At 59.0% G+C, this 15662-nt stretch carries 16 protein-coding genes and 1 tRNA gene; 7 read left to right on the plus strand and 10 right to left on the minus strand.

The features are described 5' to 3' along the window. The first annotated feature begins 53 nt into the window (after positions 1-53). Complete coding sequence (locus tag ACIP8I_RS06930) at positions 54-302, plus strand: hypothetical protein (RefSeq protein ID WP_007969102.1); 249 nt, start codon at positions 54-56, stop codon at positions 300-302. A 116-nt stretch (positions 303-418) separates the two neighbouring features. Here ACIP8I_RS06930 and ACIP8I_RS06935 read toward each other — a convergent pair whose 3' ends face one another. The 3 genes from ACIP8I_RS06935 to ACIP8I_RS06945 form a co-directional block, all read right to left on the minus strand. Continuing rightward, a complete protein-coding gene (locus ACIP8I_RS06935) occupies positions 419-1642 on the minus strand; it encodes a zinc-dependent alcohol dehydrogenase (protein WP_400759742.1) in 1224 nt (407 codons plus the stop codon). 271 nt (positions 1643-1913) lie between these two features. Continuing rightward, on the minus strand, positions 1914-2375 hold the full coding sequence (locus tag ACIP8I_RS06940; protein WP_007969104.1) for a hypothetical protein: 462 nt from the start codon (positions 2373-2375) through the stop codon (positions 1914-1916). 147 nt (positions 2376-2522) lie between these two features. Beyond that, on the minus strand, positions 2523-3047 hold the full coding sequence (locus tag ACIP8I_RS06945; protein ID WP_367084680.1) for a GAF domain-containing protein: 525 nt from the start codon (positions 3045-3047) through the stop codon (positions 2523-2525). A 217-nt stretch (positions 3048-3264) separates the two neighbouring features. Between ACIP8I_RS06945 and ACIP8I_RS06950 the strand changes: the two genes are divergently transcribed. After that, positions 3265-3495, plus strand: a complete 231-nt coding sequence (locus tag ACIP8I_RS06950; protein WP_400759946.1) for a hypothetical protein — start codon at positions 3265-3267, stop codon at positions 3493-3495. A gap of 590 nt (positions 3496-4085) precedes the next feature. Here ACIP8I_RS06950 and ACIP8I_RS06955 read toward each other — a convergent pair. Then, positions 4086-4355: a hypothetical protein gene (locus ACIP8I_RS06955; protein ID WP_007969132.1), complete on the minus strand. Its 270-nt coding sequence runs from the start codon at positions 4353-4355 to the stop codon at positions 4086-4088. A gap of 361 nt (positions 4356-4716) precedes the next feature. Further along, positions 4717-4804 (minus strand) — tRNA-Ser (locus ACIP8I_RS06960). A gap of 123 nt (positions 4805-4927) precedes the next feature. Between ACIP8I_RS06960 and ACIP8I_RS06965 the strand changes: the two genes are divergently transcribed. Beyond that, positions 4928-5599, plus strand: coding sequence for a Bax inhibitor-1/YccA family protein (locus ACIP8I_RS06965; protein WP_027613775.1), 672 nt, complete (start codon positions 4928-4930; stop codon positions 5597-5599). A gap of 64 nt (positions 5600-5663) precedes the next feature. Here ACIP8I_RS06965 and ACIP8I_RS06970 read toward each other — a convergent pair whose 3' ends face one another. Together ACIP8I_RS06970 and ACIP8I_RS06975 are read right to left on the minus strand one after the other, a co-directional pair. Then, positions 5664-5990, minus strand: a complete 327-nt coding sequence (locus ACIP8I_RS06970) for a YceK/YidQ family lipoprotein (protein WP_400759746.1) — start codon at positions 5988-5990, stop codon at positions 5664-5666. Positions 5991-6048: 58 nt separating this feature from the next. Next, positions 6049-6486: an Lrp/AsnC family transcriptional regulator gene (locus ACIP8I_RS06975; protein ID WP_027613772.1), complete on the minus strand. Its 438-nt coding sequence runs from the start codon at positions 6484-6486 to the stop codon at positions 6049-6051. Positions 6487-6636: 150 nt separating this feature from the next. Between ACIP8I_RS06975 and ACIP8I_RS06980 the strand changes: the two genes are divergently transcribed. Beyond that, a complete protein-coding gene (locus ACIP8I_RS06980; RefSeq protein WP_400759748.1) occupies positions 6637-7533 on the plus strand; it encodes a DMT family transporter in 897 nt (298 codons plus the stop codon). Here ACIP8I_RS06980 and ACIP8I_RS06985 read toward each other — a convergent pair. The 3 genes from ACIP8I_RS06985 to ACIP8I_RS06995 form a co-directional block, all read right to left on the minus strand. Further along, on the minus strand, positions 7520-9409 hold the full coding sequence (locus ACIP8I_RS06985) for an acyltransferase family protein (RefSeq protein WP_400759751.1): 1890 nt from the start codon (positions 9407-9409) through the stop codon (positions 7520-7522). The two genes, ACIP8I_RS06980 and ACIP8I_RS06985, sit on opposite strands and share 14 nt — an antisense overlap. A 79-nt stretch (positions 9410-9488) precedes the next feature. Then, positions 9489-10529: an FUSC family protein gene (locus ACIP8I_RS06990; protein ID WP_400759948.1), complete on the minus strand. Its 1041-nt coding sequence runs from the start codon at positions 10527-10529 to the stop codon at positions 9489-9491. 46 nt (positions 10530-10575) lie between these two features. After that, positions 10576-12201, minus strand: a complete 1626-nt coding sequence (locus ACIP8I_RS06995) for an NADP-dependent glyceraldehyde-3-phosphate dehydrogenase (RefSeq protein WP_400759754.1) — start codon at positions 12199-12201, stop codon at positions 10576-10578. 381 nt (positions 12202-12582) lie between these two features. Between ACIP8I_RS06995 and ACIP8I_RS07000 the strand changes: the two genes are divergently transcribed. The 3 genes from ACIP8I_RS07000 to ACIP8I_RS07010 all read left to right on the plus strand — a co-directional run bounded on the left by ACIP8I_RS07000 (position 12583) and on the right by ACIP8I_RS07010 (position 15624). Next, positions 12583-12936, plus strand: coding sequence for a c-type cytochrome (locus ACIP8I_RS07000; RefSeq protein WP_400759756.1), 354 nt, complete (start codon positions 12583-12585; stop codon positions 12934-12936). 76 nt (positions 12937-13012) lie between these two features. Continuing rightward, positions 13013-14341: a D-arabinono-1,4-lactone oxidase gene (locus tag ACIP8I_RS07005; protein WP_400759949.1), complete on the plus strand. Its 1329-nt coding sequence runs from the start codon at positions 13013-13015 to the stop codon at positions 14339-14341. Positions 14342-14415: 74 nt separating this feature from the next. After that, positions 14416-15624, plus strand: coding sequence for a DSD1 family PLP-dependent enzyme (locus ACIP8I_RS07010; RefSeq protein WP_400759951.1), 1209 nt, complete (start codon positions 14416-14418; stop codon positions 15622-15624). Positions 15625-15662 lie beyond the last annotated feature (38 nt).

Here is a 15662-nt window from a genome sequence, read left to right on the forward strand (position 1 = left end):
GAACCTGAGCAGAAACCGGTTACTCAACCGGGAAATGTTCGGGGATGACGGTAATGAACGCTTTCAAGAATCAGCTGACACTTGAGCAAGAATCACGACTGCATGCCCTGGATGCCTGGTATCGGGCGTTGGAAAATCGAGAGCTGCGCATGGATTGTCCCGATGCCTATCACGAGGAACTGTTGCGCAAGTCTGACGAGATGGATCGATTGGGTATGTTGACCCTGACCGAATTACGCGACCTGCGAAGGGACGCGGACGCAGCCTATCTGCTTGCGGTCGCCGGCAAGGATTATCACTGAAGGCCGTGCCGTCGTCGCCCGAATACAGTCCCGGGCGGGCGAGGGCAGGCTTGACGCATAAATCCGCACGCCATTTGACGTGCGGATTGATTTGTCCGATCCACGTATCGCCAGCTTCAGGTCGTCAACAATGTTGCGCTGCTGTCGGTCTGTGGCACGGCGATGTGGCTGTCACCGGGTGTCAGAATGACTTTTCGGCAGTCCTCTTGTTTTTTATCGAAGATCTTGTATCCCTCGGCGGCCTGCTCCAGTGACAGGCGATGGCTGATGATGACTTCCGGTGCAAGACGACCCGTTTCGATGTGATCCAGGAGCTCAGGCAGGAAACGGTGCACATGGGTCTGCCCCATCTTGAAGGTCAAGCCCTTGTCGAATGCATCACCGAACAGGAAGCCATGAATGAACCCGGAATAAACGCCCGGGACGCTGACAACACCTCCACGCCTGACTGCAGCGATACACTGCCGCAGCGCTTTGCCGCTACTGCCCTCAAGTTTGAGGGTCGCGAGCACCGTCTCCGTCGTACTTCCCTTGGCTTCGAACCCGACCGCATCCACGACGCCGTCGACGCCGCGCATCCCTTTGGTTTGCCGAATGATCGTATCGGCAGGGTCGTCGTCTTCGTCGAAGTTGATCGGAATTACGCCATAGGTTTTCTGCGCGTAGGCCAGGCGATAAGGATGGTGATCGACCATGAAAATCTGCTCGGCCCCGAGCATCCTCGCACAGGCCGCGCTCAGCAAACCGACGGGGCCTGCGCCATAAATGGCGATGCTCGAGCCGGGACCAATGCCGGCGTTGGTCACGGCCTGATAGGCAGTGGGGAGAATATCGGAAAGGAACAGGACTTTTTCATCCGACAGCGTCCCCGGCACTTTGAACGGCCCGGTGTTGGCCTTCGGTACGCGCACGTATTCAGCCTGACCGCCGGGCACTCCGCCGTACATATGGCTGAAGCCGAAGAGAGCAGCGCCTGGGGGTATTGCCTTTTTATTGATGATCGCTCCACGCCCGGTGTTGGTTGTTTCGCAGGCGGCGAACAGATCCATTGCGCAAAAGAAGCAACTGCCGCAGGCGATGACAAAAGGAATGACCACGCGGTCGCCGGGTTGCACAGCGGTCACTGCCGAGCCTGCCTCCTCGACGATTCCCATGAACTCATGACCGAAGATATCGCCGTGCTCGACGGTTGGAATTTTCCCTCGGTAGAGATGAAGGTCAGAGCCGCAGATCGCCGTTGCTGTGACTCGCAGGATGATGTCGTCATTGTCCTCGATAACCGGATCCGGAACGGTGTCGACCTTGACGCTGTGCGCGCCGTGATACGTGAGTGCTCTCATGACCGCTTGCCCCTTGCTTCATCTGAATGTAAGTGGGAGAGGACTGCCGGCCAACGTAAGTTCACAGTGATAGCGCCACAAGTGACTAGCGGTCGACAGGCGAGCACCTGGCGCAATTTTTTCAAACCTTAGGGAGTAGAGAAGGGTCGACTGCAGGATCCGCAACATCGGGACTGCCTGCTCCGAGGGTCGCAGGAGAGTGCCGGCGTTTTCTGTAAGAAAAAATCCATTCGACGACTTTTCGTGCAGATCCGCCCTGGCAGAAGGAGACTCAGTTCACCACTGACGGCTGGGTAGCGATCGAGACCGTGAGGATCACGACAAACAGCACGACGAGTGTCCAGAACATCACCACGACTGTCAGCATGACGGCCTTCAGGTTTTGGTAAAGCCAGCGCACCCAATGGCCTTCCGGTTTTGCTCCTGCGCGGGTTCTGAGCACGCCTTTCAAATAAAAGCCGAGGAGGGCAAGCAGCGCACCATCAATCAACAGCGCAGGCAGGCCGGCTTCGGGGAAAATGCTTGACCATCGATAGAATGACGACCGGCTCAAGAACACTACATAACAAGTGATGCCGCCGTAGGGGATGGCTCTCCACCATCTACCGGCGAGTGCTCCAACCATCAGGCACATGACTACCATAAACGGGTTGAGGAGAATATCGACCATCCATTCCATGACGTTGGGGAAGTAGCCCGGTGAATGGATGCTGCGCCAGATGTGTTCCAACATTGTTCAGATTCCTGCCTTCCTTGGAGTAAGTGCTGCTGCCGTGACTCGGTGTCCCCGCACGGTATCGGCATCTTGTCTGTTTACACACGCGACAAATGCAACAACCCTGAATATTCAGGGCTGTTTTTTTAGTTATTCGCTAACGCCTTAGCCGTTCTTGCTGTAGCCGCTGCCGGACTCCGACAGATTCGAGTAGAAGATGCAGCCGATCAACCTCGCGAACAGGCCTAACGTATCTGCCAGATCCGGATCGTCGAAGATGACTGCCCTGGAGTCCAATGCACACAGCGCGCCCCAAAGTTGTCCGTCGGGAAGGAAAATGGGCGCGCCTGCGTAGCTTTCAATCAGATATTGCTTCACCACAGGACGTGTCGAAAACCTGCCGTCGCAACTTATCTGTGGCACGAAAAGCACCTGAGGGTCTCTGCGAAACTCGCTGCACAGCGTGGTCTCCAGTTCCAGGGTGTCGCCGGTGTTGATCCCAAGCTCGATCGGATCGTAGGCGGAACAGACGATCCATTCCGTGTCAGTGAATTTCGCGATCGCCGCGAAGCGCGTTCCGGTCATGCGAGTGACGAGCTGCAGAATATTGGTTGTAGCTTCAATTTCAGCGATAGAGGAACGTTCCTCCGCGCTTAGCAACGCTCTGTGAATGGTCTCACTGAGAGGCATGCATTGTTCTCCGGTAATGATTGATCGAGCTGGCGATGGCTAAACGCTTTTGAAACTGCCCGTTTTGATATCAAGCAAAAGGAATTCGTTCACCTGAAAGGTTCCTGATGGCTGCGATAGCGAAGGATCATTGGTTTGCGGCTTGAGGCGCCGTTATCGGCGGCGTAGCCTTGATCATACAATTTGTTGGATCTCGCATTGAATGCAGGGTGAGGAAGTGGAAGGCGTAGTGTTGAACGAAAAGATGCAGCGTGAAGCTGATCGGCTTCTGGCGCAGATTGTCCGGGCAGACTCGATGATCATCGCGGTGAAGGCGGGCGCTCGTGCGGATGGCTTCGTGCTTGGGCTGGAAACCAGCGGGGTTTTACGTGCCGGCGATGCTGAAAGGCTTTACGTCATCTTTGAAGCGGCTGTGGTCGAGCGTCTGAAAATGCTTTCGCGGCCTTGAGCTGCGTGTCAGTCGCGCGCGGGTGGGCGGAAGGGAAAAGGCGTAGCGGGGTAGTGGGGCCGGCGGTGGAGGCTTGGTCCGAGCCACCGGCAACGAGCATGGTTACTCTACGATGCAAATCCAGCGGTGGTTCTGCCGGTATGGCGCGCGAGTGAAGTGAACATCTGAAACCAGATTCATTCCTTGCTCTTGAAGCGCTTCGGTCAGTTGTACGAGTGTCTCTGCCTGGATAGTCATTGCTGTCACCTCGTCAGATTTTCTGCGTTCATAATTCTTGACCAAGAGGACAACTGGCTAATTCAATTTTTCTACCTGATTGATATGCAAATCACCCCGATCCGCTACTGGCGTCGGTCTGGGTTTGTAGCATCAACTTGTCGACGTGCGAGGGGGGCGTACTTCATTTGGCCGATGCGCGATGACATCGATGGCCCAATGTGTCGCCAATTGAGAAATGCGGGTTGCATTCAGAACAGTGACCAGCCACTTCGACCTCAACGGAGTGCAGTAGAAACTCTTGATCGCGGTAGCGGGATGGCTTGATCGATCTTCGGGCCTTAGACTGCGAAGACCCGAAGATTGGAGCTTCTTTAGATCCGATGGATCTGAGTGATGTGCGGCTTGCCATTAGTTGGCGCATAGATTTCTACGATCGCTTGCCAGCCGTTTGGCGAACCCGGAAGCGTAGCTTTCGACTTGTAGCGATAGTTGGTGCCATTAACGACTTGGCTGGAAACCTCTTCGGGCGTGTAGCTCACGCCAACGAAGCCGGCCAGTGCTTCTTTGAAGACTTCCTGATCCTTGGGAGTCAGTTTGTGGTAAGGGGTCCATCCACCAACAAGATGTTCTTGAGCTGTCATGAATTAAATCTCCCTATTTAAATTCCTACTCGTTTGGCTTTTCGGAGTACGCCCCGTTTATTCAATGGTTTCCGGAATCCATTTCCTGAATAGTTTTCCGTTCATCCCTGACTGCATTGAGATGATTGTCCAGGAAAACACCGATACGAGCTTACTGCCGGTGCCGGGGAGTGTAGGTGAAGAGGGAGGGAGGTCAAGGCGATCGCAGCGAAGAGGTGCGACCTGAAATTCGAGATATATCTATGCCTTGGGTAGCTAACGGCCAGAAGCGGATGGTTGAATTCACAGCCGATAGCGGTCACTTTTCAGGACGCCAGAAACAACAAAGCCCTGAATAATCAGGGCTTTGTCGTACATAAGATGGCGGAGGCGATGGGATTCGAACTCATGGACCTGTTACAGTCGACGGTTTTCAAGACCGTTGCCTTAAACCACTCGGCCACACCTCCGTTTGCGTTGCGGGCGCCATAATACCTGAATGAAACACACTGTCAAACTCTGTGCATGGCTTGTTACAGAGCGTCTGTTATGATCTTTGCCACTGAACGTTTCAAACCAACAGGAGTGTCGCCATGCGCGAACAGGATTACGCAGTTCACAACAGCGTGCAGGCTGAGCAGCTAGAGGTTAGCCGCGTCCTGCGCAACACTTACGGTCTACTGGCGCTCACCCTCGCATTCAGCGGTGTGATGGCGTTCGTGGCGCAGCAGATGCGCGTCGGCTACCCGAATATTTTCGTGGTGCTGATCGGTTTCTACGGGCTGTTCTTCCTCACCAACAAACTCCGTGATTCCGCGTGGGGCCTGGTGTCCGCCTTTGCGCTGACCGGTTTCATGGGTTTCCTGCTCGGCCCGATCCTCAACCGTTACCTGGGCATGCAGGGCGGCGCTGAAGTGGTCAGCTCGGCATTTGCGATGACCGCGCTGGTGTTCGGTGGTCTGTCGGCCTACGTGCTGATCACCCGCAAGGATATGAGCTTCCTCGGTGGTTTCATCACCGCCGGTTTCTTCGTGTTGCTGGGTGCAACGCTGGCGAGCATGTTCTTCCAGATCAGCGGCCTGCAACTGGCGATCAGCGCCGGTTTCGTGCTGTTCTCGTCGGTGTGCATTCTGTTCCAGACCAGCGCGATCATCCACGGTGGCGAGCGCAACTACATCATGGCAACCATCAGCCTGTATGTATCGATCTACAACCTGTTCATCAGCCTGTTGCAGATCTTCGGCATCATGAGCCGCGACGACTGATCGCTGTTTGTGAATCAACAAAAAACCCGCTTAGGCGGGTTTTTTGTTGTCTGCGAAAAGCGGATCAGTTGATCACGATGCTGCCATCGGCCTGTTGCTTGTAAATCGTGTAGGGCAGCAGAAACGTATCCAACACGCCGGAAACTGCCGCATCGACCACCAAACCAAAGGAAGCGTTGTGGTAATTGAACGCGTCGACGTCATCCGGCTTTTCGGCGTGCAGCATGCAGAAGTCGTAGGTTGCACCGCTGTAAATGCGCGGCACCGCGCCGCAGTAGCTTTTCTTGGTTTTCAGTTGATCCACGGAAGCCTTGTCGCTAAGCACAACGGTCTGCACCGTACCGCACCCGCCGAGCATCAACAACGCCAGCATCACTGCCTGAATTCTCATTACCGCCAATCCTTCGCCGGAAAAACCTCAATCTACGCCGAGCAGGCGCAAAAAGCACTCACGCCATCGGCGGTAACCGGCGTTTGACCGGGGTTTTCTTGACGATCGCGGTGTTGGTTTCGGCCAGCGTATTGAGGCGGTCGAGCAGGGTGTCCAGCTGTTCCATCGAGCGCACGTGCAGGCGGGCGATGAAGCAGTCTTCTCCTGTGACCTTGTCGCACTCGGTGAACTCCGGAATCGACATGATTTGCCGCTCCACCTCCTGCAATTGCCCCGGCAGTGGTCGCACCCGGACGATCGCCTGGAGCTGATAGCCGAAGCATTTGGGGTCGATCTCGACGGTATAGCCCTTGAGCACGCCGCGCTCCTCGAGGCGACGCAACCGTTCGGCCACGCTGGGTGACGACAGGCCGCTGATCTGCGCCAATGCCTTGAGCGAGCGGCGCGAGTCGTCCATCAAGGCGCTGATGAGGATCTGGTCGATATCGTCAGTCATGGCGCAACTCCGGGATTAGGCACTTGCGGTAAACCACCCGCGATAAAAAAGGCAGAAGTCGAGTTTAGCCTGCTTTTTGCGCTGGAGGCGTGGGGTGTCGGCTTGGCATACTTTTGCCACGCTTTCGTCAAATGCTTAGGGAGATCGATGATGGACAACACAATCCGCCGTGGTTCATTGGAAATGACCGCCGCCATGCTGATTTCCGGGACCATCGGCTGGTTCGTGCTGGTGTCCGGGCAACCGGTGCTGGATGTGGTGTTCTGGCGTTGCGTGTTCGGCGCCGGCACCTTGCTGCTGATATGCGCGGCTTTCGGCTTCTTGCGTCCGGGCATTTTGACCCGCACCACGTTCCTGCTGGCGGTGCTCAGCGGAGTGGCGATTGTCGGCAATTGGGTGTTGTTGTTTGGCTCATATTCCCGGGCCTCGATCGCCATCGGCACGGCGGTCTACAACGTGCAGCCATTCATGCTGGTTGGCCTGGCGGCACTGTTTCTCGGCGAGAAAATCACCTTGCAGAAGCTGTTCTGGCTGGCGATTTCCTTTCTCGGCATGCTGGCGATCGTCAGTGCCCATGGCGGGCAGGGTGAGCGCGGTAGCGAATACCTGCTGGGGATTGCGCTGGCGTTGGGCGCGGCGTTGCTCTACGCGATTGCAGCGCTGATCATCAAGCGCCTGACCGGCACGCCGCCGCACCTGATCGCGCTGATCCAGGTCTGCACCGGAGTGCTGTTGCTCGCGCCGTTCGCGCACTTCAACGGCCTGCCGCAAACCAACGGCGCCTGGGCCAGTCTGGTGACGCTGGGCATCGTTCACACCGGTCTGATGTATGTGCTGCTGTACGGCGCGATCCAGAAATTGCCGACTGCCCTGACCGGTGCGCTGTCCTTCATCTACCCGATTGCGGCGATTTTCGTCGACTGGTTCGCCTTCGGCCATCGCCTGGAGATCCTGCAATGGGTCGGTGTCGCGGCGATTCTGCTGGCCGCCGCCGGGATGCAACAGGGCTGGGGCCTGAAAGCCCGGCGCCAGCTCAAATCGGCTTGATCAGATCCTTGAACAGGCCTTTGAGCTGCTGATTGCCGGCATCCACCAGATGGTTGTCGTCAAAGTACAGCGGCACGCCGTCCATGGAACCCATGCAGTTGCCGTTGGGGCACAGGTACGGTGTCGGGTCGATCACCGTCGCGTTGCAGCGGCTGGCAGCGGCTTCGATGGTTGCGATGGCGATGCGGTTGCGCTTCTCATAGGCCTGCAATGGCAGGGAAATGTCCGTGGTTTGCCGGAACAATCGCTGATTCAGATTCAAGCCCTTGTAGACGCTGAAGGGCATCTCCGGGATCGGTTTGACGATATACACCGGATGGTTTTCAGCGATCGAGCAGACGGTGCTGACGTATTCTTCGGTAAAGGCGTCAGCAAACGATGCCTGGCGCTCGGGGAAAGAAATCCGATAGCTGTTTTCCCGCCCCGGATCCGCGTACAGCGCCGCGCGGCTGAACAGCACCACCGGGAGCCCGGCATACCCGGTTTTCAGTTGTTGCAGCTTTTCCTGATTGAAGCCCCGGCACTGGCTTTCGACGGTCTTGTCGTGCATGGCGAAGTGCGCCAGGGTCGGGCAACCGCCCCGTGACCAGGACAGCGCCGCCTGCGGGTTGTGCATTTGCACCGCTGCTGCGGTGGATTGCGCGTGACTGTCGCCATACAGAATCACTGACACCTCGCCTGTGCCCAACTTGCAATCCGCCGCCGCATAGGCGTTGGGGTAGCACTCCTGCGGATACAGTTTGCTGGTGTATTGCGGCTGCCCCAGTTCGACCAGCGCCGGGCGCCAGTCGGGGTGTTGCTTGACCAGCGACGACGTTACTGCCGACACCGCAACCATAGCCACCGTCAGCGCTGCGAACTTGATCACCGTGCGTGTGGCGGTCGTACCTTTTTTTACCTTGGATTCAATCAGGTAGAAGGACAGGGTGCCGAGGGCGAACGAGGCGATTATCGCGCCAATCACGTGTGGCCAACTGTTCAGCAGGCCGCACAGGTACAGCAGCACCACCAGCGGCCAGTGCCACAGGTACACCGAGTAGGAAATGCTGCCGACAAACTGCAGCGCAGGATTGCGGCTGAACACCGACCGGGTGTCGCCATGAATCACCAGCATTGTCCCCAGCACCGGCACCAGTGCCAGGTAGCCGGGCCACAGATCCGCTTCAGAAAAGCCCAGCACGCTGAAGGCAATCGCCAGCAGGCCGAGCCCTTCGAAAATCGCGCCGCCGCGCTGGCCGAGTCGTAGCGGAAACACGAAGACCAGCCCGCCAGCAACCATTTCCCACGCGCGGGTGGGCAGCATGTAGAAGGCGAGCGTCGGGTTGAGGCGGGTCACGACGATGGACGCGGCGAGCGAAATCAACGCCAGGGCAACCAGGGCAAATCGGCTTTTGTCGGCACCGAAAAACGTGTGTAGCCCCATGATCAGCACGGGATAGAGCAGGTAGAACTGCCACTCCACCGACAGCGACCAGGTGTGCAGCAACCAGTTTTCATGCAGCGGCGCCGCGAAGTAATTGCCGCTTTCGGCAAAGCTGAAGTTCGAGCTGAACAGCAGGCTGCTCTTGATCGTGCGGATGGTTTCGCGCAAGTCGTCCAGTGGCAGGTAAAGGTAGCCGAAGATCAGCAACGCAATGCACAAAACCAGCAGGGCGGGAATGATGCGTCGGGCGCGGGAGGCGTAGAAACCGAGGAGGGAAAAGTTCTGCTGCTGCACGCCATTGACGATGATGCCGGTCATCAGGAAGCCGGAAATGACGAAGAACACGTCTACGCCGACGAATCCGCCCTCAAACCCTGGCACCTTGAAATGAAACAGCACGACCGCGAGCACGGCCAGTGCCCGCAGGGCGTTGATACTCTTCCTGAATTGCATTTATGCGTCCATGTCACATCCGTTGTGCGGCGCATTGTAGTGATGATGTCAGCTTTGTTACATGGATTTTTCCGCTGATTCAGATGTTCCAGCGCGGCGCCGTCATCGCCAGGCGTTGGCGCAGCTCGCCAATGTTCGCGGCCAGTTGCCGGGTCAGCAACCGGTAACCGTCCAGCGTGTTGTAGACCGGTGTGTCGAGACTGGCGTCCGGCAACTCCAGCGGGCGCTGCAGGCGTTGAGTGGCGCCGGACTTCAAGGCCCGGGCCATGCCGATCAGCTGCACGCGGATCACCCGGTGTTCGGCCCGCAGTGCCGATTGCAGGTGGGCCATGGCGTCGGGGTCGTTGGCATCCGGGCAAGTGTTGCCGAGGATTTCCAGGGTACTGACGCACATGCGCAGGTTGCGTTGAATCGCGTCCAGTTCGGTCATGGAGATTTTCACTTCCTTGGACACCGAAGGCATCAGCGAACGCAGTTGCACCATCACTGTGGTCACCCGGCCCATCAGCTTCAGGTGTTCATCGGCGCTGACCGGTTGGCCGCCAATGATCCGCCCGTACAACGTGGCGCAGTCGCGCAAGGCATCGGCCAGGTTGTAGCGCCACGAATACACCGCGTACAGCGGCAGGGCGAAGGAAAACGCCAAGGCCAGGGCGATGCCGATCAGGATGTCGACCCCGCGCCACAAGCCGTCGGTGATCGGGTTGTCACCATGTCCGGCAACGATGAACACGGTAATCGCCGAGAGCAGGGCGGTGTACCCACCCTTGCCGATCGCGTGATAGGAAAAGAAGCCGCAGACCACCGCCATGGCAAAGTAGGTCAGCCACGGCAGGCCCAGCCACGCCTGCTGCGCCACCAGCAGCAGACCGACGCCGGCACCGATCAGGGTGCCGGTGGCGCGTTCGGCGGCTTTCTTGCCGATGTTGCCGTGGTGTTGCAGGCCGCCGATCACCACCAGCATGGTCACCGAGGCCCACTCGCCATGGGGCAGGTTGATGCCGGTGGTCAGCAGGATGGTCGCCAGCAGCCCCAGCGCTACCCGCACCGCGTGAATCAGTCGGGCGTGCTGGTAGCGGCGGTACGGGGCCAGCAACGGACGCAGGATTCGCCGCAGCAGCGGCGGCAGTCGTTGGGTGCTGAAGGTGCTCAGTGCAAAGTCCTCGTCAGAAGATGTAATCGGTGGTGAGGAAGCTCGAATCGCGGCCGCGAATGATCTCGCTGATCAGATCCTTGTTGCTGTCCTGGAACTTGGTCGCCACCAGTGTGCGGATCGAAAACACCCGCAGGGCATCGTGTACCGACAGCGTGCCTTCGGCGGAGTTCTTGCGCCCGTTGAACGGGTAAGTGTCCGGGCCGCGCTGGCACTGGGCGTTGAGGTTGATTCGCCCGACCTGGTTGGCGAAGGTGTCGACAAGTCGGCCGATCGCCACCGGGTTGGTGCCGAACAGGCTCAGTTGCTGACCGAAGTCCGATTCCAGCACGTAATCGATCACCGTATCGAGATGCCGGTACGGCACGATTGGCACTACCGGGCCGAACTGCTCCTCGTTGTAGACGCGCATCTGTGGCGTCACCGGGTACAGCACGGCGGGGTAGAAGAACGACTCCCGCGCTTCGCCGCCATTGGGGTTGACCACTTTGGCGCCCTTGCTTTGCGCGTCGGCCACCAGACCGTGCAGGTAATCGACCTTGCCCGACTCCGGCAATGGCGTCAGCGCCACGCCGCTGTCCCACGGCATGCCCGGCTTCAGTGTGGCCAGTTTGGCGTTGAATTTTTCGATGAAAGCGTCGACCACATCCTCATGCACGAAGAGGATCTTCAGCGCGGTGCAGCGTTGGCCGTTGAACGACAGCGAACCAGTCACTGCCTCGCTAACGGCGTTGTCCAGATCGACTTCCGGCAGCACGATCCCGGGGTTCTTCGCATCCAGGCCCAGCGCGGCGCGCAAGCGGTGTGGTTTCGGGTGCAGTTTTTTCAGGTCGCTGGCGGCCTTGTTGGTGCCGATGAAGGCGAAGATGTCGATCTTGCCGCTGGCCATGAGGGCGCTGACGGTTTCGCGGCCGCTGCCGTAGATCACGTTGATCACGCCGCTCGGGAAACTGTCGCGAAAGGCTTCAAGCAGAGGACGGATCAGCAGCACGCCGAGCTTGGCCGGTTTGAACACCACGGTGTTGCCCATGATCAGTGCCGGAATCAGCGTGGTGAAGGTTTCGTTCAGCGGATAGTTGTAAGGCCCCATGCACAGTGCAACGCCGAGCGGCACGCGACGGATCTGGCCGAGGGTGTCCTGTTCCAGTTCGAAACGGCTGGAACGGCGGTCGAGTTCTTTCAGTGCGTTGATGGTGTCGACGATGTAGTCACAGGTGCGGTCGAACTCTTTTTCCGAGTCCTTGAGGTTCTTGCCGATCTCCCACATCAGCAACTTGACCACGGCTTCGCGCTGCTGGCGCATGCGGCCGAGGAACGCTTCGACGTGCTGGATGCGTTCGGCCACGCGCAGGGTCGGCCACAGGCCCTGACCACGATCGTAGGCACGCACGGCGGCATCGAGGGCGGTGAGGGCGGTGTCGGCGTCGAGCAGCGGGGTGCTGCCGAGAATCACTTGTTCATCGCCGTTTTCGCCGTGCAGATACACCGGGCTGCGCACCGTGGCCAGTGGGCCGTCCCAGCGCCGCAGTTGGCCATCGACGAGATATTCGCGTTGCTCGACCTGAGCGTCGAGGCGGTATTTTTCCGGGATGTCGCTGACAGAAGGGAACAGATTGCCAAGGATGTTTGCTGTGGTCATGTCGCTACCCCGTGTTGATGTCCGTATACAGATCAAAAAGTCTTTACAGGTTATACGCCTGAATACGCCGACATTTAAACCCGCGAATGTCACGCGAATGTCACGCAGAGATGCGGAACAGAGGGGGATCAGCTACGCCGTTTACCCTGTGGGAGCTGGCTTGCCAGCGATTAGGCCGGCACTCCCGCGGCTTTCATTGGCTGACACTCCGCTATCGCTGGCAAGCCAGCTCCCACAGGTTTTGTGGTGCTGTCCGAGCCCCAGCTCAATCCTGGGTGGCCCCGTTTGGCCCCCTCGTTGTCCCGCAATGCCCTCAACCCGCTGCCGTGCCTGCCTTAAGGTGTGCTCACAACAATAAGCGGTACCCAGGCGAGGATCCTTATGCGGGCAATCCCATTCACTTTACTGCTGGCGCTGTTGATGACGCTGTTCGGTTGCGGTGAGAAAACCGAACCACCGGCAGCTACTCGCAACGCCACACCCACCGACCCGGCTCTGGCGCAGATCTATTCCAACAGCTGCCAGCTGTGCCACGCCAACCCGGCGGCGAACGCACCGCTCACCGGTGACCGCAAAGCCTGGGAGCCGCGCATCCGCCAGGGCACCGACACGCTGCTCGACCATGCCATCAACGGCTACAACGGCATGCCGCCGATGGGCCAGTGCGTCGAGTGCAGCGAAGAACAATTCCTGCAACTGATCGGCTTCATGGCCGATCAGCCCCTCCCACAATAAGGGCGCGCGCATGAGCATGGATCTGACACGGCGTCAGTTGTTGCAACGGGCAAGCATCGTCGGCGCTTTCACCGCAATGACGGCCAACCCCGCGCTGGGGCAGTTGATGCGTGCACCGCGGCTGATACCGTGGCGCAACTGGTCGGGCGGGCAGAGTTGTCTGCCGGCGGCGCGGCTGGCGCCGAAGAATCTTGATGAACTGACCGCCGCGATCCGCCAGGTCCAAGGCAAAATTCGCCCGGTCGGTTCGGCACATTCGTTCAGCGCCCTGGTGCCCACCGACGGCACGCTGCTGTCGCTCAGCTACTTCACCGGTTTGCTCGACCACGACCCGAAAACCCTGCAGGCGGAATTCGGCGCCGGCACGCCGATGTCACGCATGGGCGTGCCGCTCAAGGACATCGGCCAGGCCCTACAGAACATGGCCGATATCGACTACCAGACCCTCGCCGGGGCGATTTCCACCTCGACCCATGGCACCGGCAAAACCTTTCAGTCGTACTCGGCACACGTCTGCGGCCTGCAACTGGTGACGGCCAGCGGCGAGGTGCTGGACTGCGACAGCCAGCGTCACCCCGAAGTTTTCAACGCCGCGCGGGTGTCGCTCGGAGCGCTGGGCGTGGCGACGAAAATCCGTCTGCAGAACCGCCCGGCCTATCGTCTGCGCGAACGCCAGTGGATCGCCAAGACCGAAGAGCTGCTCGAAGACCTCGACAAGAACACCAGCGAAAACCAGCACTGGGAAATGCTCGTGGTCACCCATTCCGATTACGCCTTGTCCATCGCCCTCAACGAAACCAGCGACCCGGCCACGCCGCCGATTCCGCCCGAAGAGGAGGGCGGTAACGAGTTCGTGACCCTGATCGAGAAGATCGACAAGTACGGCAGCGACTTCCCCGAGCTGCGCCGCACGCTGCTCAACAGCCTGCGGCATCTGGCGAGTTTCGATGATCGGGTCGGCGACTCGTTCGACATCTACGCCAACGTGCGCACCGTGCGCTTCAACGAAATGGAATACTCGGTGCCCGCCGAACACGGCCCGGCGTGTCTGCGGGAAATCCTCAAACTGATTCAGGACAAGGACCTGCGCACCTGGTTTCCCATCGAGTACCGCTACGTCAAGGCCGACGACATTCCGCTGAGCATGTTCGAGGGCCGCGACAGCTGTTCGATCTCGGTGCACCAGCATTACCAGATGGATCATCACAACTTTTTCGCCGCGGTCGAGCCGATTTTCTGGAAGTACAACGGCCGCCCGCACTGGGGCAAGTTGCACACGCTTAACGCGAAGAATCTGCAGCCGCTGTATCCGCGTTGGCGCGAATTTGTCGACGTACGTCAGGCGCTGGATCCGAGCGGACGTTTTCTCAACGCGCATCTGGCGTCGATTCTGGGGGTGAGCTGATGGCGGTCAATCGACGCAATTTTCTCCTCGGCACGCTGGGTGTCGGCGCTTTATTGGTGGGCGTGGGCGCCTGGCTGCGGCCGGGTGATCGCGGTGCGCCGTACAGTGAGTATTTCCGCGCGCTGAATAAAGAACTGAAGGACAAAGGCCCGATGCGCCCGGTGCTGCTGATCGATCTGGATCGCCTCGATCACAACATCGACGTGGTGATGCAGTCGGTCAAGCGCGGCGGCAAGCAATTGCGTCTGGTGGAAAAATCCCTGCCGTCGCCGGGCTTGCTGAGCTACATCGCGCAACGGGCCGGGACGCAAAAACTCATGTCGTTTCATCAGCCGTTTCTCAATCACGATGCGCTCACGTTTCCCCGGTCCGACATCCTGCTCGGCAAGCCGTTGCCGGTGCGTTCGGCCGAGCTGTTCTATCAAACTCACAAAGGCCCGTTCGACCCTTCCAGGCAGTTGCAATGGCTGATCGATAACCCCGAACGTCTGCAGCAATACCTGGCGTTGGCGCAGGGGCTCGGCACGCGGATGCGCATCAACATCGAACTGGATGTCGGCCTGCATCGCGGCGGGGTCAGTGATGTGAATGTGTTGGGGCAGATGCTGACGCTGATCAGCGCCAACTCGCAGCACTTGGAGTTCGCCGGGTTCATGGGCTACGACCCGTTCGTGGGCATGGGCGTGCCGGGGATTCTCGGATCGCCCGAGGAGCTGTTCGCCAAGGTCATGGTCATTTATCAGCGTTGTGTAGATTTCACCCGGCAGCAGTTTCCGGCGTTGTGGAATGACCACCTGTGCTTGAACACCGCCGGCAGCCCGAGTTACCGCATCCACGAAAACGAGAAGCTCAGCACCGAGGTGTCGGTGGGCACGGCGATGCTCAAACCGACGCATTACGACCTGCCGTCGCTGGCTGAGCACGTGCCGGCGACCTACATCGCCACGCCAGTGCTGAAGAGCACCGGTGCGGTGAACATCCCGGCGCTGGACGACAAGTCGAAGTTGTTCTCGTGGTGGGACGCCAACCAGCGCCAAACCTTTTTCATTTACGGCGGCAACTGGATGGCCGAGTTCGAATCGCCCGCCGGCTTGCAGAGTAATGGCGTGTATGGCCGCAGTTCGAATCAGGAGATGGTCAACGGTTCGAATGCCGTGGGCCTGACCGTTGAAGATCAAGTGTTCCTGCGACCCACCCAGACCGAAGCCGTGCTCCTGCAATTCGGCGATCTGCTGGCGGTGCGTGGCGGCAAGATCGTCGACACCTGGCCGGTTTATTCCTGAAGCAAAAGATCGCAGCCTTCGGCAGCTCCTACTGGGTC

Origin of the sequence: Pseudomonas sp. NPDC088414 (assembly GCF_044753325.1) — a bacterium.
Taxonomy (GTDB): Bacteria; Pseudomonadota; Gammaproteobacteria; order Pseudomonadales; family Pseudomonadaceae; genus Aquipseudomonas.